Origin of the sequence: Agrobacterium rosae, from assembly GCF_002915175.1 — a bacterium.
GTDB lineage: Bacteria > Pseudomonadota > Alphaproteobacteria > Rhizobiales > Rhizobiaceae > Agrobacterium > Agrobacterium rosae.
In genome coordinates this window covers 26,484-43,240 of the sequence record NZ_NXEJ01000010.1, presented here as the reverse complement: position 1 = coordinate 43,240, position 16,757 = coordinate 26,484, and the positions used below count along the sequence as shown (strand labels likewise).

Annotated in this window: 9 protein-coding genes; all 9 read right to left on the bottom strand. The window is 57.1% G+C overall.

The features are described from left to right. Positions 1-87 precede the first annotated feature (87 nt). The 9 genes from CPJ18_RS21600 to CPJ18_RS21560 all read right to left on the bottom strand — a co-directional run bounded on the left by CPJ18_RS21600 (position 88) and on the right by CPJ18_RS21560 (position 16,750). Positions 88-7,272 (bottom strand): hypothetical protein, encoded by a 7,185-nt coding sequence (locus CPJ18_RS21600; protein ID WP_103659981.1) that lies wholly within the window; start codon positions 7,270-7,272, stop codon positions 88-90. Between the two features lie 267 nt (positions 7,273-7,539). Continuing rightward, positions 7,540-8,712 (bottom strand): UDP-galactopyranose mutase, encoded by a 1,173-nt coding sequence (glf, locus tag CPJ18_RS21595; protein WP_153366612.1) that lies wholly within the window; start codon positions 8,710-8,712, stop codon positions 7,540-7,542. A gap of 98 nt (positions 8,713-8,810) precedes the next feature. Next, complete coding sequence (locus tag CPJ18_RS21590) at positions 8,811-10,862, bottom strand: O-linked N-acetylglucosamine transferase, SPINDLY family protein (protein WP_103659979.1); 2,052 nt, start codon at positions 10,860-10,862, stop codon at positions 8,811-8,813. A gap of 240 nt (positions 10,863-11,102) precedes the next feature. After that, entirely contained in the window at positions 11,103-11,486 is a 384-nt protein-coding gene (gene cheT, locus CPJ18_RS21585) for a chemotaxis protein CheT (protein WP_077101553.1), read from the bottom strand. A 107-nt stretch (positions 11,487-11,593) separates the two neighbouring features. After that, positions 11,594-12,139, bottom strand: coding sequence for a chemoreceptor glutamine deamidase CheD (gene cheD, locus CPJ18_RS21580; RefSeq protein ID WP_077101551.1), 546 nt, complete (start codon positions 12,137-12,139; stop codon positions 11,594-11,596). After that, on the bottom strand, positions 12,136-12,525 hold the full coding sequence (gene cheY2, locus CPJ18_RS21575) for a chemotaxis response regulator CheY2 (RefSeq protein WP_042618009.1): 390 nt from the start codon (positions 12,523-12,525) through the stop codon (positions 12,136-12,138). The genes cheD and cheY2 overlap by 4 nt, the downstream gene beginning before the upstream one ends. Continuing rightward, positions 12,525-13,580: a protein-glutamate O-methylesterase CheB gene (cheB, locus tag CPJ18_RS21570; protein WP_103659978.1), complete on the bottom strand. Its 1,056-nt coding sequence runs from the start codon at positions 13,578-13,580 to the stop codon at positions 12,525-12,527. Before cheB ends, cheY2 begins: the two co-directional genes overlap by 1 nt. Continuing rightward, entirely contained in the window at positions 13,577-14,485 is a 909-nt protein-coding gene (cheR, locus tag CPJ18_RS21565) for a protein-glutamate O-methyltransferase CheR (protein WP_077118698.1), read from the bottom strand. Before cheR ends, cheB begins: the two co-directional genes overlap by 4 nt. 12 nt (positions 14,486-14,497) lie before the next feature. Continuing rightward, complete coding sequence (locus CPJ18_RS21560) at positions 14,498-16,750, bottom strand: chemotaxis protein CheA (RefSeq protein ID WP_103659977.1); 2,253 nt, start codon at positions 16,748-16,750, stop codon at positions 14,498-14,500. Positions 16,751-16,757 lie beyond the last annotated feature (7 nt).

The window sequence follows — 16,757 nt, the reverse complement described above, 5'->3', positions numbered from 1 at the left end:
ACCTTTTGGTCCCAATACCTCACTAGACGGCGAAGCTTGCGCGAGCGTTTCCCTCATGGCTTTAAGAGAAGTCGCTCGCGCCTCGGATCAGGCGGCGATGTAGACCGAAATGATCGACGATACCTGGGCTGGCGTCAGCGAACCCATATGGGTGTTCAACAGCGTATCGATCTGCTGGCTGGACAGGCTGACGAGCGTGTCCGTCGACAACCCGGCAACACCGGAAGAGCTGAAGGCCGCGATATCCGCCGTGGAGAATTTAGATATATTCTCCTTCGAGATGGCCGCAACCTGCGTTGAGGTCAACGCGCCGACCTGCTGAGGCGTCAGTGCCTCACTCTGGTCCGTCGTCAGAACCGCGATGACGCTCGTCGATAGCCCGGAAACAGCACTCGTGCTCAGAGCGATGATATCTTCCGTCGAAAACAGTGCGATGTCTTCCGTTCCCAGCGCGGCAGCCTGAATGGCGTTCAACGCGTTGAGCTGCTTCGTGGACAAGGTGTCCACCTGCACGGTGCTCAGCGCGACGATCTGGTTGTAACCCAGCCCGCCGACCTGTCCCGGCGTCAGCACGCTGATGTCGCTTGTCGTCAACGCGGCGATGATGGCCGTGGACAGCCCTCTGATGGAACCCGACGCGATGGCGGCGATATCTGCTGTCGAGAAAGTCGACATGCCCTCAGTGGTCAGACCCGACAGACCGTCCGCGCTCAACGCTGCGATCTGGGTGGTCGTGAAGCTGTCGAGTTGATCCTTCGTCAGAGCGGCAACCTGCTTGCTCGTCAAGCCGGAGAGGCCCGCAGTTCCCATCGCCGCAAGTTCCGTGGCGGACAGAGCAGCAATGAAATCCGTCGGCAAACCACTGACAGCCAAGGAGCTGATCGCAGCGATCTGTGCCGAGCTGAGTGTATCCAGCTCATCCGCCGTCAGTCCCGAAACCGCGGTGGAGGTCAACGCAGCGACCTGTGCGGTTGACAGGTTGTGCAGTTGCTCCAGGCTCATTGCTCCCACCTGGCTGCTTGAAAGCCCTGCAATGCCGGCTGTGCTGATGGCTGCAATCTGGCTTGTCGAGAGAGCAGCAATGTCGCCGGTTCCCAGAGCCGCGACTTGCTGTGACGTGAACGCTCCAACCTGCGTCGGAGACAAGACGCTGATCTGATCGACAGTCAGTGCGACAACCTGTGCGGTCGAGAGGCCCGAAATACCCAGCGAGCTCAACGACGAAATGGTCTCGGTGGGCAGTGAAGACAGCGTTGCCGTCGAGATGCCCGATATGGCTCCGGCGCTGATGGCGGCGAGGTCCGCTGTCGAGAACGTCTTGAGGTCATCCAGACCCAACGCTGCCAGCTGCTTGGAGCCGAGTGCCGCCACCTGATCACTGGTGAACGCTTCCACTTGGTCTGTACTCAAGGCAGCGATCTGACCGCTCGTCAGTCCCGAAACGCCGGAGGTGCTCAAAATGGCAATTCTGCTCGTAGACATGGCGGCGATGGCTGATGTCGACATTCCCTGAATGACGTGGGACGGCAGCGCCGCAAGATCATCGGTGGACAGGACATCGATATCGTCATTCCCGAGCGCAGACAGTTGCGTCGAGCTCAATGCCGCCACCTGTGTCGGGGTCAAGGCTTCTACCTGGTCGGTCGATAGAATATCGATCTGGGCTGTCGAAAGCCCAGCTATGGCTGCACTGCTCAGCGCCATGATCTGAGCAGTGGAGAGGATTTTAGCGCCTGCAGTTCCAAGCGCAGCAACCTGTTTGGAGCCGAGTGCGGCGACCTGCGCGGTGGTCAGAACTTCCAATTGTGCCGTCGTCAACGCCCCGATCTGCGCGGTAGAAAGACCGGAGATACTCGCCGTCCCCAAAACGGCGACCCTTTCTGTTGCGAGACCGGCGATCGTCGTGGTCGAAAGCCCTTGAATGGCGCTAGACGACAGTGCTGCAAGTTCCGCAGTTGAAAACGCGCCAAGATCATCGGCACCCAGCGCGCTCACCTGTGTGGATGTGAGAACTGCCACCTGCGTCGTGTTGAGGGCTTCGATCTGGGATACAGACAGTTTCGCAATTTGGTCCGTTGAAAGACCAGCGATACCTGCCGTGCTCAATGCCGCGATTTGCCCCGTCGAAAGCGCCCCTGCCCCCGTCGTCCCAAGCGCAGCAATCTGCTTCGAACTAAGCGAGGCGACTTGCGCCGTCGTCAAAGCTTGCACCTTGTCAGGCGTCAAAGATGCGATCTGGTCTGTTGACAGGCCAGACACGCTGGCGGTTCCAAGCACCGCTATGCGGTCTGCAGAAAGCCCGGCAAGGGTTGAGGATGAAAGGCCCTGAATTGCGCCCGAACTCAATACCGCGAGTTCCGCAGTCGAAAATACGCCAAGGTCAGCAGCATCCAGCCCCGCCACCTGCGTGGAGGTCAAGACGGCCACCTGCGCGCTGTTCAGTGCTTCAATCTGTGTGGTCGTCAGCGCTGCAACTTGAGCCGAAGACAGACCCGGTACCCCGACGGTGCTGAGAGCTGCAATCTGGGCCGTCGAAAGTGCTGCGACACCAACCGTGCCCAATGCTGCGACTTGTTTTGAGCCGAGGGCCGATATTTGAGTCGTGGTCAGCGCGCCGAGTTGGGCCGGATTCAAGGCGGCGACCTGGGCCGTCGAAAGACCACTGATGCCAGCGGTAGACAGAGCGGCAAGGATACCTAGATTCTTCGTTGATAGGAGAGACAGTGTTTCGGTCGACAGACCCGCGACAGCACCACTGGAAAGCGACATCATATCCCTGGTGGAAAACACCGCCAGATCGTCTACTCCCAAGGCACCAACCTGCGCAGAACTCAGTGCTGCCACCTGCGCGGTGGTCAGAGCTTCGGCCTGTAACGTGCTCAATGCGCCGATTTGACCGGTCGATAGTCCCGTAATGCCATCAGAGCTTAAAGCCGCGATCTGGCTTGTTGTCAGCGCTATGATCCCTACGTTGCCAAGAGCACCCACCTGCCTCGACGTCAAAGTTGCGACCTGCGCAGTTGAAAGCGAGTCGACTTGATCGACGGTCATCGCCGCCACTTGGCTCGTTGAGAGGCCGGAAATCCCCTTTGTGCTGATCGCGGTAACCTGCGATGGCAACAGCTTTGCAATCGTGTCGGCTGACAAGCCGGAAATAGCCGTTGAACTGATGGCCGCGATGGCTGTCGTGGACATGGTGTTCAGATCATCAGTTCCGAATGCCGAAAGCTGCTGGGAGCTCAGAGCCGCGACCTGTTTGGTCGACAAGGCAAATATCTGCCCAGTCTGCAACGCCGATATCTGGCTGGTGGTCAGGCTGGCAACAGCATCCGTGCTCCAGTAAGCAATTTGGCTGGTCGTCAAGCTGGCAATCGTGCTTGTCGACAATGAACTCAGCACTGCCGTGCTGATTGAGCCGATCTCTTCATCCGTGAATGTAGCAATTCCCTCTGTCTTGATCGCGGAAAACTGCGCATAGCTTAGAGCTTGAACCTGCACCTTCGTCAGAGCTTTGGCCTGGTTGGTGTCCAACAACGCGATCTGCGCTATCGTCAGACCAGAAATCCCGCTGGTGCTGAGTGCGGCGACCTGCTCCGTCTTGAAAGCCTTAACGTCGTCGGTGCGCAGTACAGAAACTTGCTCCGCGGTCAGTGCTGCAACCTGCTTGGTGGTCAAACCTGACACCTGAACCGACGTCAGTGACGCCACCTGCGCGGTCGTTAGACCGGTGATACTGGCCGCGCTCAACGCCGTAATGTTGCCTGCGGAAAGCATTGACAGCACGGAGGTGGAAAGACCTGATATCGCAGAAGAACCGATTGTCCCGATCTCTTTGTCGGTGAACTTCGCGATATCGTCGGCTCCAAACCCTTCGATCTGTTCGGCAGTCAGCTTGGCGATCTGCGTATACGTCAGAGCCTCGGACTGCACGACTGACAATGCCGCAATATGCTTGTTGGAAAGGCCCGTAATGCCGGATGTGCTGATTGCTGAGATTTGTTCCGCGGTCAGTGCTGCGATCTGCGAGGTACTCATCACAGATACTTGGGTAGACGTGAACGCAGCGATCTGCGCGGTGGACAAGCCAGCAAGCTGGCTCGGTGTCAGCGCGGCCAGTTGCGTATCCGTTAGGCTCGTCACGGCGCTCGCGCGCATGGCAGCGATCTTGTCTGCCGACATGGAGGCCAGAATGGTCGGGCTGAGCACCGCAATCTGGGACGACGTCAACGCTCCGACCTGCGATATTGAAAGAGCGTTGAGCTGCGTCGAACTCATAATATCGACCTGATCCGTCGTCAGGCCCGCGACGGCCGCCACGGACAGACCTTGTATTTGTAGCGTCGTCAACGCGGCAATGACTGTTGAACTGAGGCCCGCCACACCCTTACCGCTGAGTGCGGCCACATCTTCCGAAGTGAAGGTGGCAAGATCATCCGTTCCAAATGCAGCGGTTTGCGTCGACTTGAGAGCTGCGAGCTGACGTGTCGTCAAGGCATCGACCTGCGTGGTGGAAAGCGCCACGATCTGATCGGACGTCAAGGCACCAACCGCGCCTACGCTCAAAACCTTGATCTTGTCGGTCGTAAGGGCGGCAATAAAATCGGTCGACAACCCGGCGGCACCGCTGGCGCTGAGAGCCTGGATTTGGTCCACGGACATCGCCGCGACGTCTTCGGCTTTCATGCCTGCAAGCTGGGAAGATGTCAGCGCCGCAATTTGTGATGTTGTCAACGATTTGATCTGCAAGGTCGTGAGATCGGATATCTGATCTGCGCCAAAGCCAGCCAGAGCCTTGGCGGCAAGCGCCGGTACCTGGGCCGTCGTCAGGGCAGCAATAGATGCCGATGACAGGGCAGCAACCTGGGTAGAGGTGAGGACTTTGATCTGCGCGGTGGAGAGCGCAGTGACCTGTAATGACGTCAGGGCCGAAATCTGATCACTGGTGAGCTTTGCGATGGAGTTGGAATTCAAAGCCGCGACCTGCGCTGCCGTCAAAGCAGCGACGGCTGATGTCGACAGGCCGGAAATTGCTCTGGTGCTGAAACCACCCACAGCCGATTCCTTCAGTGCTGCGATATCGACAGCCTCCAGTGCTCCAAGTTGGACCGACGTCAGCATGGCCACCTGAGCGGAAGAAAGACTGCCAAACTGGAGAGTGGTGAAGGCATCGACCTGACTCGTCGTCAGCCCCGCAATCGCCACCGTGCTCAGCGCGGCGATCTGTTTGGCAGTCAACGCCGCAACAACGCCGGTGCTCAAACCCTGAATGGCTTTTGAGCCTATGGCTGCGATGTCGTCGGTGGAAAATTTGGCGATGTCGCCCGTTTCAAGAACTGCCAACTGTGCGGACGTGAGCGCCTTGACCTGCACAGAGGTCAACGCTTCTAGCTGAGTGGCCGTCAGAGCACCTATCTGTGCTGTCGAAAGACCAGATATGGCCGCTGTACCAAGCGAAGCTATCTGCTCATTTGTCAGCGAAACAAGATAGTCCGTCGTCAGGGATTTGATCTGCGCCGTCTTGATAGCACTCAACTGATTGGGCGTCAGGGCTTTAAGCTGGCCGCCTGTCAACGCGCTGAATTGGTCAGAGGAAAAAACCGCGATCGAGGCAGTGCTGAGCGCCTTGATCTGAGCGTCTGTCAATACGGCAACGGCCGCCGTGCTCAGGCCTACAATTCCCTTGGTGGTGATGGCCGCGATTTCGTCGGCAGTAAACGTCTTGATTTCATCGGCACTAAGAGCGCCGATCTGCGCCGAGCTCAGCACCTTGATCTGCGTCGAGGTCAACGCCGCAACCTGGCCTGTCGAGAGCGCTGCCACTTGATCCGTTGTGAGTTTGGCAATCGTACCCGTCGCCAACGCCGCAATCTGGTCAGACGTCAATGCGGCGATTACGTCCAGTTTCAGGCCAGAGATGGCTTTGCCTGACAATGATGCCAGCGCTGACGTCGAAAACGCCTCAATATCGTCCTTCGAAATCAACGCCGCCTGAGCCGATGTCAATGCGGCGAGTTGGGTCGACGTCAACGCGGCAGGTTGGCTGATGATCAGCGCCGATATCTGCTCGGTTGTCAGTTTAGAGAATGTGCTGGCACTGATCGACGCAACCTGAGCGCTGGAGAGAGACGCGACGACGCTGGTCGTCAACTCTGCTGCTGCACTGCTCGTTATCGCTGCTATATCAGCGGTCGAGAACGTGGCGATTTGGTCTTCGCTGAGGCTCCCGATCTGAGCCGCGTTCATAGCCTTCACCTGAGCCGATGTGAATGCCTCAACTTGTTCGGTCGACAAAGCCGCGACGCTTTCAGCCGACAGGCCTGGGATAGCTTTCGTGCCAAGAGCCGCGATTTGGTTTGTGGACAGAGCCTTGATATTGAGGGGGGACAGGGCTTCTATCTGTGATGACTTGAGGACGCTCACCTGCTTCGTGGTCAAACTCGCCAATTGTTCAGGTGATAGCGCCGATATCTGGTCCGTGGACAGGCTGGCAACCACGGTGGTGCTCAGTGCAGCGATTGCCGCCAAAGACAGTCGAGAAATATCTTCGACATCAAGCGCCGAGACCTGGTTCGCTTTCAGCGCGGCAGCTTGGCCAGACGTCAGCGCACTGAACTGTACGAAACTCAAGCTCGCAAGCTGGTCTGTCGTCAGCCTTGCAATCGCACTCGTGTTCACCGCGCCAAGCTGCGCATCCGAGAGCGCGTTGAATGCCGAGGTCGTCATACCCGGGATAGCGTTGGCGGTTATGGCTGCAATCTGGTCGGTAGAGAGAACGAGAATGGCCTCTGCCTTCAACCCCGGCATGGCTTTGCTGGAGATGGCTGCCATATCTGCCGTGGAGAACGTCGCAAGATCTTCCAGTTCAATCGCGGCCAACTGGTCGGAACTCATCGCGGCGATCTGCGATGGCGTCAGCGCTTCGGCCTGATCCGTCGTCAAGGACTGCAATTGAGTTGACGTCAACGCCGCAACCTGGCCTGCGCTCAAGCCTTCGATCGAAATTTTAGTTAGGACTGATATCTGATCCAGCGTCAGTCCCACGACCGCTTTTGCCGAAATGGCGCTGAGCTGTTTCGGCGACATCGCTTCCACATCTTCCGCTTCCATGGCCGATATCTGGTCCGACGTCAGGACGTTGATCTGTTTTGAAGAAAGGACCTTCACCTGATCGGTCGAAAGCGCCGCCATATCCTCGGCAGACCAGCTAGAAACCTCAGCCGTTGACAGCTTGGTGATTTGGCTTGGGGTGAGGGTAGGTATGATCGACGTCATTTGCAGGCCTTGATCGCGAGTTCAGTTATCGAAAACGAAGTCTCGGAGCCAACACGCCCCGAACGTACGTCGCGCGGCCACAGAGCGTAAGGCAGCATTCGACATCGACAATCCTAGGTTTCGTTGCTTGTGCGAGGCTTTCAGTTTTATCGATATGAGAGCCGGCATGGCTCTTGGGCCACAGCACAGCCACGCCCTCCCTCACCCGTTAGGGAGAGGAAAGAGCGGGTAGCGGTTTACAGGATTGGCTTCGATGTCAACGCGGCATTACAGCGGCGGATTGAGGAAAGAGGGCATCGCCTCTTTCTTTTCTGCGAGCGACAGGAAAAGACGCGCCGTATCGAGCGCTTCACGGATCGTCACATCCATATCCAGATAACGATAGGTACCAAGCCGCCCCACGAAGGTCACGGCTTTCTCGTCATTGGCCAGCGAGACATATTGAGCAAGCTGCTCTTTTTCCTCAACGAGCCGGATCGGGTAATAGGGCACATCATCAGGGCCGCATTCGCGCGAAAACTCTCGGTAACAGACGGAGCTGTCGTGCTTTTCCCAAGGTGAAAAGTGCTTGTGTTCGGTGATGCGCGTATAGGGAACGGAGACCTCACCGTAGTTCATCACCGCACAGCCCTGATAATCACCGTCATAGGTGAAACGTTCGAAATCGAGCGTGCGATACCCTAGGCGACCATTGGTATAATCGAAATAACCATCGAGCGAGCCGGAATAGAAGGTGTGATCGTAATTGCTCACATCCGCACGCCCGAAATTGCTGTTCAGATGGACACGAATGCCGGGTTGATCGAGAATGTTTTCCACCATCGGCGTGTATCCGGTCTCCGGCATGCCCTGGTATTTGTGGAAGAAATAATCGTCGTCATAGTTGAACCGCACCGGCAGGCGCTTGAGGATCGAAGCCGGCAAAGCCGTTGGAGAGCAACCCCATTGTTTCTGGGTGTAGCCCTGGAAAAAGGCCTCGTAGAGATCACGTCCAACGAAGCGCAGCGCCTGCTCTTCGAAGGTCTGCGGATCCGTGATGGTCTTGTCGGCCTGCTCATCGATGTAAGCCTTGGCTTCATCGGGCCGGAATGTCTTGTCGAAAAACTGATTGATGGTGTGCAGATTGACGGGAAGCGAAAACACCTGGCCCCGGCTCGTCGTCTTGACCCGGTTCTTGTAAGGCATGAACGTCTGGAAGGTATTGACGTACTCCCAGACTTCCGCATCGTCGGTGTGAAAAATATGCGGACCGTAAACATGGACCATCACGCCGGTTTCCGTGTCCCGTTCCGTATGGCAATTGCCCGCTATATGGTCACGTCTGTCGAAAATATCGACATGATGACCCGCTTTTGCCAGTTCGCGACCAATGACGGCACCGGAAAGCCCCGCTCCGACAATTGCAATCTTTTTGGATTGAGACACTCGACCTGCCCTCATGATGTTTCAGAGCGCCCCGCATTTTTAAGTGCGCAAGGCCGCTCTGCTTTATGGTGTGTGCACTGTGATCGACTGAAATCGATAGTGATTTTCAGACATCAAGCCTTAGCGGCGGCCTCGCTCGTCCACAACCTGTTGTCGGTCGGGATCGGCGAATAGTCGTGCCACTCACGTAGCTTCTGAAGATAGCGCTGACGATAGGTCTGCTCATCGACGAACTCAAGGTTTTCCAGAACGAGTTCTGCGCCGATTTCGTAATAGACGTCCATGTTTCTGAGATCTGGAACAGGCGTTTCTCCACGCTCGGCTTCGCCCTGCATCTGCCAGAACAGTTCTTCCAGACGGCGCGCCAATCCTGGAATGTCACGAAGCGCACTCGTCTCTCGATTGGCCTGAATCTTGTCTCTGACCGTCTTCAATGTCTCAGGTGCTTTCGCATAGGCAATTGCCTTTTCGACATAGTCCTGCGGACCTTCGCAGATCAGTTCAGGCACACCCGTTGCAGCCACCACGCTGCTGCAGAAACGGGCGGCGAAGCTCTTTCCGGGGAATGTCAGGACTGGAAGACCAACGGTCAGCGAATCCGCTGCCGTGGAGTGCGCGCCATAAGGGAATGTATCGAGGAAAAGATCAGCAACGGCGATGCGCGCCAGATGTTGGGCATTCTGCGCTTTGGGTGCGAAAATAATGCGCTCGGGCGCGATACCTGCCTCTTCGGCAAGCTGACGCAGGCGCTGATCGGCCTTTTCATTACCGCTCAGCAGCCACAGCACGCTGCCAGGCGTGGCCGTCAATATCTTCATCCATTGATCGAAAGTGCTGGCATTGATCTTCTGCATACCGTTGAAGCAGGCAAAGACGAAGGCGTCATCCGGAAGACCGGCCTGCTGACGGGTAGGCTTTTCGGCAATTGTCCGTTTGCGGTCGATCGGCTGGTTGCAGGCAATGCGCAGCACTTTTTCCGCATAATAGATTTCGCTGCCCGGCGGGACGATCTGCGCATCGGCGATCATGTACTGGTGGAAAGCACCGCCCATCGAACCCGGATAACCGCAGAAGTTGACGATGACGGGAGCCGGGCGATAGGCAAAAATCTTCGTTCTGGCATGTTTCGTGAAGCCGTTGACGTCGATGAGAATGTCGATTTCATCGCTGGCAATCTGCCGCGCGGCCGCTTCGTCAGACAGCGAACCGATATCGTGCCAGGCATCGACGGCGGCTTTCATACGGTCTTGTGTCACATCGTTGGCAACCGCATCGCCGCAATAATAGGCGTGAATTTCGACGCTCTTCTTGTCGTGCAACTCGAGAACTTCACGCAACGCAAAACCGACCGCGTGATCGCGCAGATCGGATGAGACATAGCCGACGCGCAGGCGTTGACCCGTGCCTGACTTTTGCTTGACCTTTGCACGTGGGAAATTCTTGATGTCGAGGCGACCAACGAAACCTTTGATATACTCATGCGCTTTTGCAAGCTGGAACATCGGGTCGTCGGAATAACAGCCCAAAGTCAAAGGCGAGATGCAATTGATCATCTGCCGTGTGGTGATATGGCTGGACGGCTGAATGATCGGCCATTTGCACTGGCGTTGGCGGATCGCGGTCCAGTGCTGGCCGGTCTCGGTCTTTTCGGGACGCAGTTCCATCGCCTGCCAAAGCACGGTCTCCGCTTCCTCGAGCAAGCCCGCATTTTCCATGACGCGACCGATGTGCTGTAGTGCCATCAGTCTGTAGGATAGGCGATCCGGTGTCGTTTCAGATGTGCTGTCGGCAAATTTCTGCCATTGCTGGATGGCTTGCGGAACAGCGCCACCGTCCTCAAAAGCTCGGCCCAGATTGATATGGGCAGGCCCGAAAAGCGGATCTATGTGCAACGCGGTGCGCATGGCATTCATCGATCCGGGAAGATCGTTGGCCTGACGCAAGGTGACGGAGTAATTGAAGTAGACCATCTGCAGGCCAGCATGGTTGTCGTTGAAGGCCAGCCATGTCTTGTAAAGCGCCACGGCCTCGTTCACGCGACCTTCGGCGGTGAAACTCTCCGCAAATTTGAAGAGATCCATCAACGCCAGGCGTTGCGTCTTTGCCAGCTCCAGCAAATTCGGGAAAAGCGAGCTGGAAAAACCACTATTCGTTACACTATTCATCAATCATGACCCCGGAACTGGCCAGCCAAACGGCAAAAACCATTATCTCTTGTAAACCGGGGTGCAGATAATACTTTGAAGCTTGCGCGGCGCTTTACTTGCACAAAAACAGTGCTCTGCCGCTCATTATTTAATAAATTTTGGGTTTATAAGGCCTTCTGGCGCAACGATGACAGTGGGCCAACTCAATATGCGAGCAGGATCGGGCCTCACGGCCCGCCCGTCATCAGCGTCGACTGGCTAGAATAAATCAAAGTCGCCGGAGACCTTGTCCAGCGGTTGCGAATGTCCGTGACGCAAACCAGCACCCAGCGCTTTTTGCATTTCAGCGAGTTTCACGAGGCTGAGCGCCGTCGAAACGTCGACCGCCCAATCCAGGGGAATTGAGCCGGTGATCGTGTCGATAAATTCTGCAAGACCGCGCGTCTTCTGAACGGCGAGATCGATACCCTGCAACAGCCTCATGCCTTCGGTCGTTACTGCGCCATCGGTCGCCTCGAGCAATTGCGGCTCGATCCGCTCGATGAGGTAGGCCACGTCGTGTAATTCGGACACGACCCGCATCAACACGTCGGGAAGCGCTTCTTCGAACGCTTGAAGTTCAGCGTGCTCGGCGATCTGCATAAAATACTCCGTGACCAGAGCGCCGGACCAGAAACGTAATGAGTTTCCGGTTCGAAGCTGAAACAAAATGACTAAACGGCAAAGCAAACATGCTTGCGCGCGCCGCTTTAGAAAAACTCGATATCGTTGGCCACTGGCTTCGGAGCTGGCGCTGGACGCTTTTCCAGAGCAACCGTCGACTGCGTTTCGGCACCGCTGAGCGGATGCTGACGCGCCCGACCGGATACCGGCCAGAACTCCACCTTACGACCTGAATCTCCCCCGGTTGATTGCCCGAGAAGACGAATGCCTTCATCCCTTAGAAACTGCACCGCGAATGCGGCGTTCTGCTCGCCGACATTCGAGAAGCTGGCAATGGTTTTCGCCCCGCCGAAAATCTTTGCCTCGAGACGATCACGGCGTGCCCCCTGCTTCAGCAAGCCGTTGATCAGCAATTCCATGAGATGCACCCCGTAACGGGTTGCATCTCCACCCCCCGTACCCCCTGTCCCCGGCAGCAAGAAATGGTTCATGCCACCGACGCCCGCAACAGGGTCTCTGAGACACGCAGCCACGCACGAGCCGAGAATGGTCGTCAGGACCACATCGGGATCGTTGGCGATTTTATACTCGCCTTGGATAATATGTACGCGCTTGGCTGCGGTTTCGATCATTTCAAGGATCCAAATACGGCTTCGATCGCCGCCTTCATCTTGTCGATGGAGAATGGCTTTGCCAGAACATTGTTGGCACCCAGCTGGGCTGCCTTCTGAACCAGCGCGCGGTCGCCCTGCGCGGTCAGAATGATGAAGGCAGCTTTCTTGGTGGTCGGGTTCGTGCGAACCGCCTGCAAGAAACCAAGACCGTCCATCTTCGGCATGTTGAAGTCGGAGATCACGAGATGATGGGGCTGTTGCTCCATGATCTTCATGCCCTGTTCGCCATCGCCAGCGGAGGTGATCTGCTTGAAGCCGAGCTGCGTCAGCGCATCGCTGAGCAGCAGGCGACTGGTAACCTGATCGTCAACGATCAGAACTTTGATTTTTTCTGCAAGAGACATTAGTCGGAACCTTCTTTTCGGGCAGCAGTAAGTTTCAGAATTTCTTCGCCGATGGCGTTGAGCGGGTATTGTTGTTCAACCGCACCGAGCTCATGAGCAACGCGCGGCATGCCATAAACGACGCAGGTTTTTTCGTTTTGACCGATCGTGCGCGCACCGGCATGGCGCATCTTCAGCAATCCGGCAGCACCATCACGCCCCATCCCTGTCAGGATGACGCCAACGGCATTGCGTCCGGCAAGTTCGGCCACGGAATCGAACAGAACATCCACGGATGGACGATGGCCATTAACAGGTTCTTTTTCCAAAAGCCTGCAACTTGGTGCGGAATGATTAACGACCTGCAAATGGCGCTCTCCGCCGGGTGCGAGGTATATTTTACCGGTCTGGAGTCGTGCTCCATCCGTTGCCTCCTCGACCACGGGCGCACAGAGCCGGTTGAGGCGTTCGGCAAAGCTTTTCGTGAACGTCGAGGGCATGTGTTGTGTGATGACGGTCGGCGGGCAATTGGCCGGAAACTTCTGCAACACCGAAATCAATGCCTCCACACCACCGGTGGAGGAGCCGATAGCCACGATCTTGCGCCCGACGCGGTAATCGCTCACTGCCATTGGTACAGAAACAACGGGCTTTTCTGCCACGATGTTGCGGTAGCTCTGGTGCTGAGAACGTGCCGCAGCCTTGACCTTTTCGGCCAGATCGCCGAACGGCCTGCTGTCACCCGGCGCTGGTTTGCCAACGCAATCGAACGCACCGATTTCAAGGGCTGCCAGCGACGCACCCGCACCGCGATGCGTGAGCGTCGAGACCATGATGACGGGCATGGGCCGAAGCCGCATGATTTTTTCCAGAAACTCGAGGCCGTTCATCTCCGGCATCTCGATGTCGAGCGTTACCACATCCGGGTTGAGTTCCTTGATCGCGGCGCGCGCTTCCATAGCGTTGCCCGCCTGGCCAACCACCTGAACGTCGGGGTCAGCCTTCAGGACAGCCGAAATCAGGCCGCGCATCGTCGGCGAGTCGTCGACCACGAGAACTCTGGCGGGTGCAGTCATGCTTTTCTCCCGCTGGGTTTGCCGATGAAGCGATAGGTGGTGATGCCGGTGTTGTCGAACAGCGCCTTCGGATCACCCGAGACACGCTCGGAGTGGCCGATGTAAAGATGTCCACCTTCCGGCAGAAGACCTGCGAAACGCGACCAGATTTTCACCTGTGTCGGCTCATCGAAATAGATCACGACGTTGCGGCAGAAAATGACGTCGAAACCGCCCTTGAAGGGCCATTGCGTCATCAGGTTCAACTCGTTGAACGTGATAAGCTTTTTGACCTTGTCGCTGATCTGGTGCTTGCGGCGTCCACCGACATCTACGTCTTGGAACCATTGCTTGCGCATGGCGGGAGAAACGGTTTCCAGCGCGTTCTCGTCATAGACCCCTGCCCTTGCCTGGGCGAGAATCTTGGGATCGATATCCGTGGCCAGGATCCTGAAATCGTAATCGGCGGCATTGGGGAACATGCCCAGAACCGTCAATGCGATCGAATATGGCTCCTGCCCGTCGGAACAGGCGGCGGACCAGATACGGACACGACCACCGGCTTTTGCCCGGTTGATAAGCCCCGGCAGAACCTCATCGCGCAGATGCTCGAAGTGGTGGTTTTCGCGGAAGAAGCGCGTGAAGTTCGTCGTCAGATGCGACAGCATCTCACGGCGGGCATGCGCGCCTTCCTGTGACGAAACCAGGGTGCAATATTCCCGGAAACCGGCAATACCCAGGTTGCGGATGTGTTTGGACAGTCGCGAATAAACGAGCGACGCCTTTGTGTCGTTCAGATAGATGCCGGCATCGGCATAGATCATCGCGGCGATTTCGGACAGATCGCGGCGTGTCAGCGGATATTCTCCGCTGGCAAGCACTTCGTCCGGGGATAGGCGTGTATCGTTAAACTTGAGCGCTGTCATTCATCACTACTTTCAACCGGCTGCCGCAAGAGACATCTCTTGCTTGAGCGACTGGCCACGAGACGCACCGACAACGGCATCCACATCGAGAATAAGCGCGACGCGGCCATCACCCAGGATGGTTGCGGCGGCAATGCCCGGGACGTGGGTGTAGTTGGCTTCCAGCGATTTGATAACGACCTGACGCTGACCCTGGATGGCATCGACCATCAGAGCGCGCTGGCCGCCACCTTCCGACTCCACCAGCAGAGCAACACCGTCGACCGGGTTTGCCTGGGTGTTGCGGAAGTTGAGAATGCGACCGACGTCCACCAGCGGGCAGAACGAGTTGCGGATGGAGATCAGGCGTTGGTTGGAGCCGAAGGAGTGAATGTTCACGGCTTCCGGCTGCAAGGTTTCGACAATCGCCGTCAAAGGAACGACCAGCGTCTGGCCAGCAACGGTGACGACCATGCCGTCGAGAACGGCCAGCGTCAGTGGCAGGCTCATGGTGAAGGTCGAGCCGAGGCCTGGACGCGATGTGATGCTGATGCGACCGCCGAGTGCCTGGATCGAGCGCTTGACCACGTCCATGCCCACGCCACGACCCGAAATGTCGGAAATCTTGTCGGCAGTCGAGAAGCCCGGTGCGAAGATCAGGTTGTCGATTTCCTCGTCCGTCAGGTTGGCATCGGCAGCGATCAGATCGTTGTCGATGGCCTTCTGGCGAACACGTTCGCGGTTGATACCCGCGCCGTCGTCGGCCAGTTCGATCAGGATACGGCCCGAACGGTGCTTCGCCGTCAGCTTGACGGTGCCTTCAGGGTTCTTGCCTGCGGCTTCGCGCTTTTCAGGTGTTTCGATGCCGTGGTCGACGGCATTGCGGATCATGTGCGTCAGCGGCTCGGCCAGCTTGTCGATAACAGTCTTGTCGACTTCGGTGTTTTCACCCTCGGTGATCAGACGGATCTGCTTGCCGATCATGTCGGCAACTTCGCGGACGATACGCGACATGCGCTGGAAGACTGGCTTCACGGGCTGTGCGCGGATAGCCATGACGCTATCTTGAATCTCACGCGTCAGCTGCTGAAGTTCTTCAAGACCCATATTGACGGCAGAGGTACCGGTCGCGTCGTTTTCGATCACGCTCTGCGACAGCATCGCCTGATTGATGACGAGCTCGCCCACCAGGTTGATGAGGCGGTCGACGCGGTCGAGATCGACGCGGATCGTCTGACCAGCGCTTGCGTTGGCAGCGGCAGCAGCTGCGGCCGGTGCTTCCTTTTTCTCTGCGGCAGCAGAGACAGAGCGCGAAACTTCGGTGGCGGCAACGGCAGTGGCAACCGTCTTGGCAGCAATCGTCTCTTCCGCGGCAGCAGATAGAATAGCAGGCTCTTCTTCTACCTCATCCAGAACAGAAAGATCGAACGGGACCGGTATCATCGGCAGTTCTTCTTCCGCCGGCGTGTCGGACACGACTTCGGAAATTTCCAGATCGCAATCCCATTCGGCAAATTCGAACACGGTACGGATGCCAGCGGCACCCTTGTCCGTCTTGATTGAAATCTTCCACTGGAAATAAGCGGTTTCCGGCTCGAGGTTTTCAAGCAATGGCAACGCGGTCATGTCGCAGTTGATGCTCATCTCGCCGATGCGGGATAGATCGCGCAGCAACAGAGCCGATTCATTGCCCTTGGTGTAGAGCGATGTCTGCGGTTTGAAAACGACGTCGAAGGATGGCGTCTCCATCATTGGAACGGTGTCGTCCTCGAAATCGCCGAAGGAGAAGGCGACTGGCTGGAAGCCGCTATCGTCGGTCGGCGCGGGTGCGGCAACGGCGGCCGGTGCTACTGCTTTTGGTGCAGAAGCAGGCTCGGACGCAGACGAACCGGGAGCCAGCTTTTCGCCGTTAGCCAGCGCTTCCAGCTCCTTGACCAGACCGCGTGTGCGACCTTCTTCGACGCTGCCGCCATCACGGGCAGCATTGGTCAGATCGGCCAGAACATCGGCCGATTTCAGCATGACCTTCAAGACGTCCTGATCGGGTTCGAGCTTGTTCGATCGGACGCAGTCCAGCGTCGTTTCGAAAACGTGCGCAAAGGCCACGAGATCGTCGAGCCCGAATGCGCCAGCTCCACCCTTGATGGAATGAACGGCACGAAACACAGCATTTACGGTTTCCGGATCACGGTCACCGTCATTCAATTTCAGAAGACCCGATTCCAGTTCGGCGAGTTGCTCTTCGCACTCCTGGAAGAAGATTTCTTTGATTTCGTTCATATCCATCGTGAGT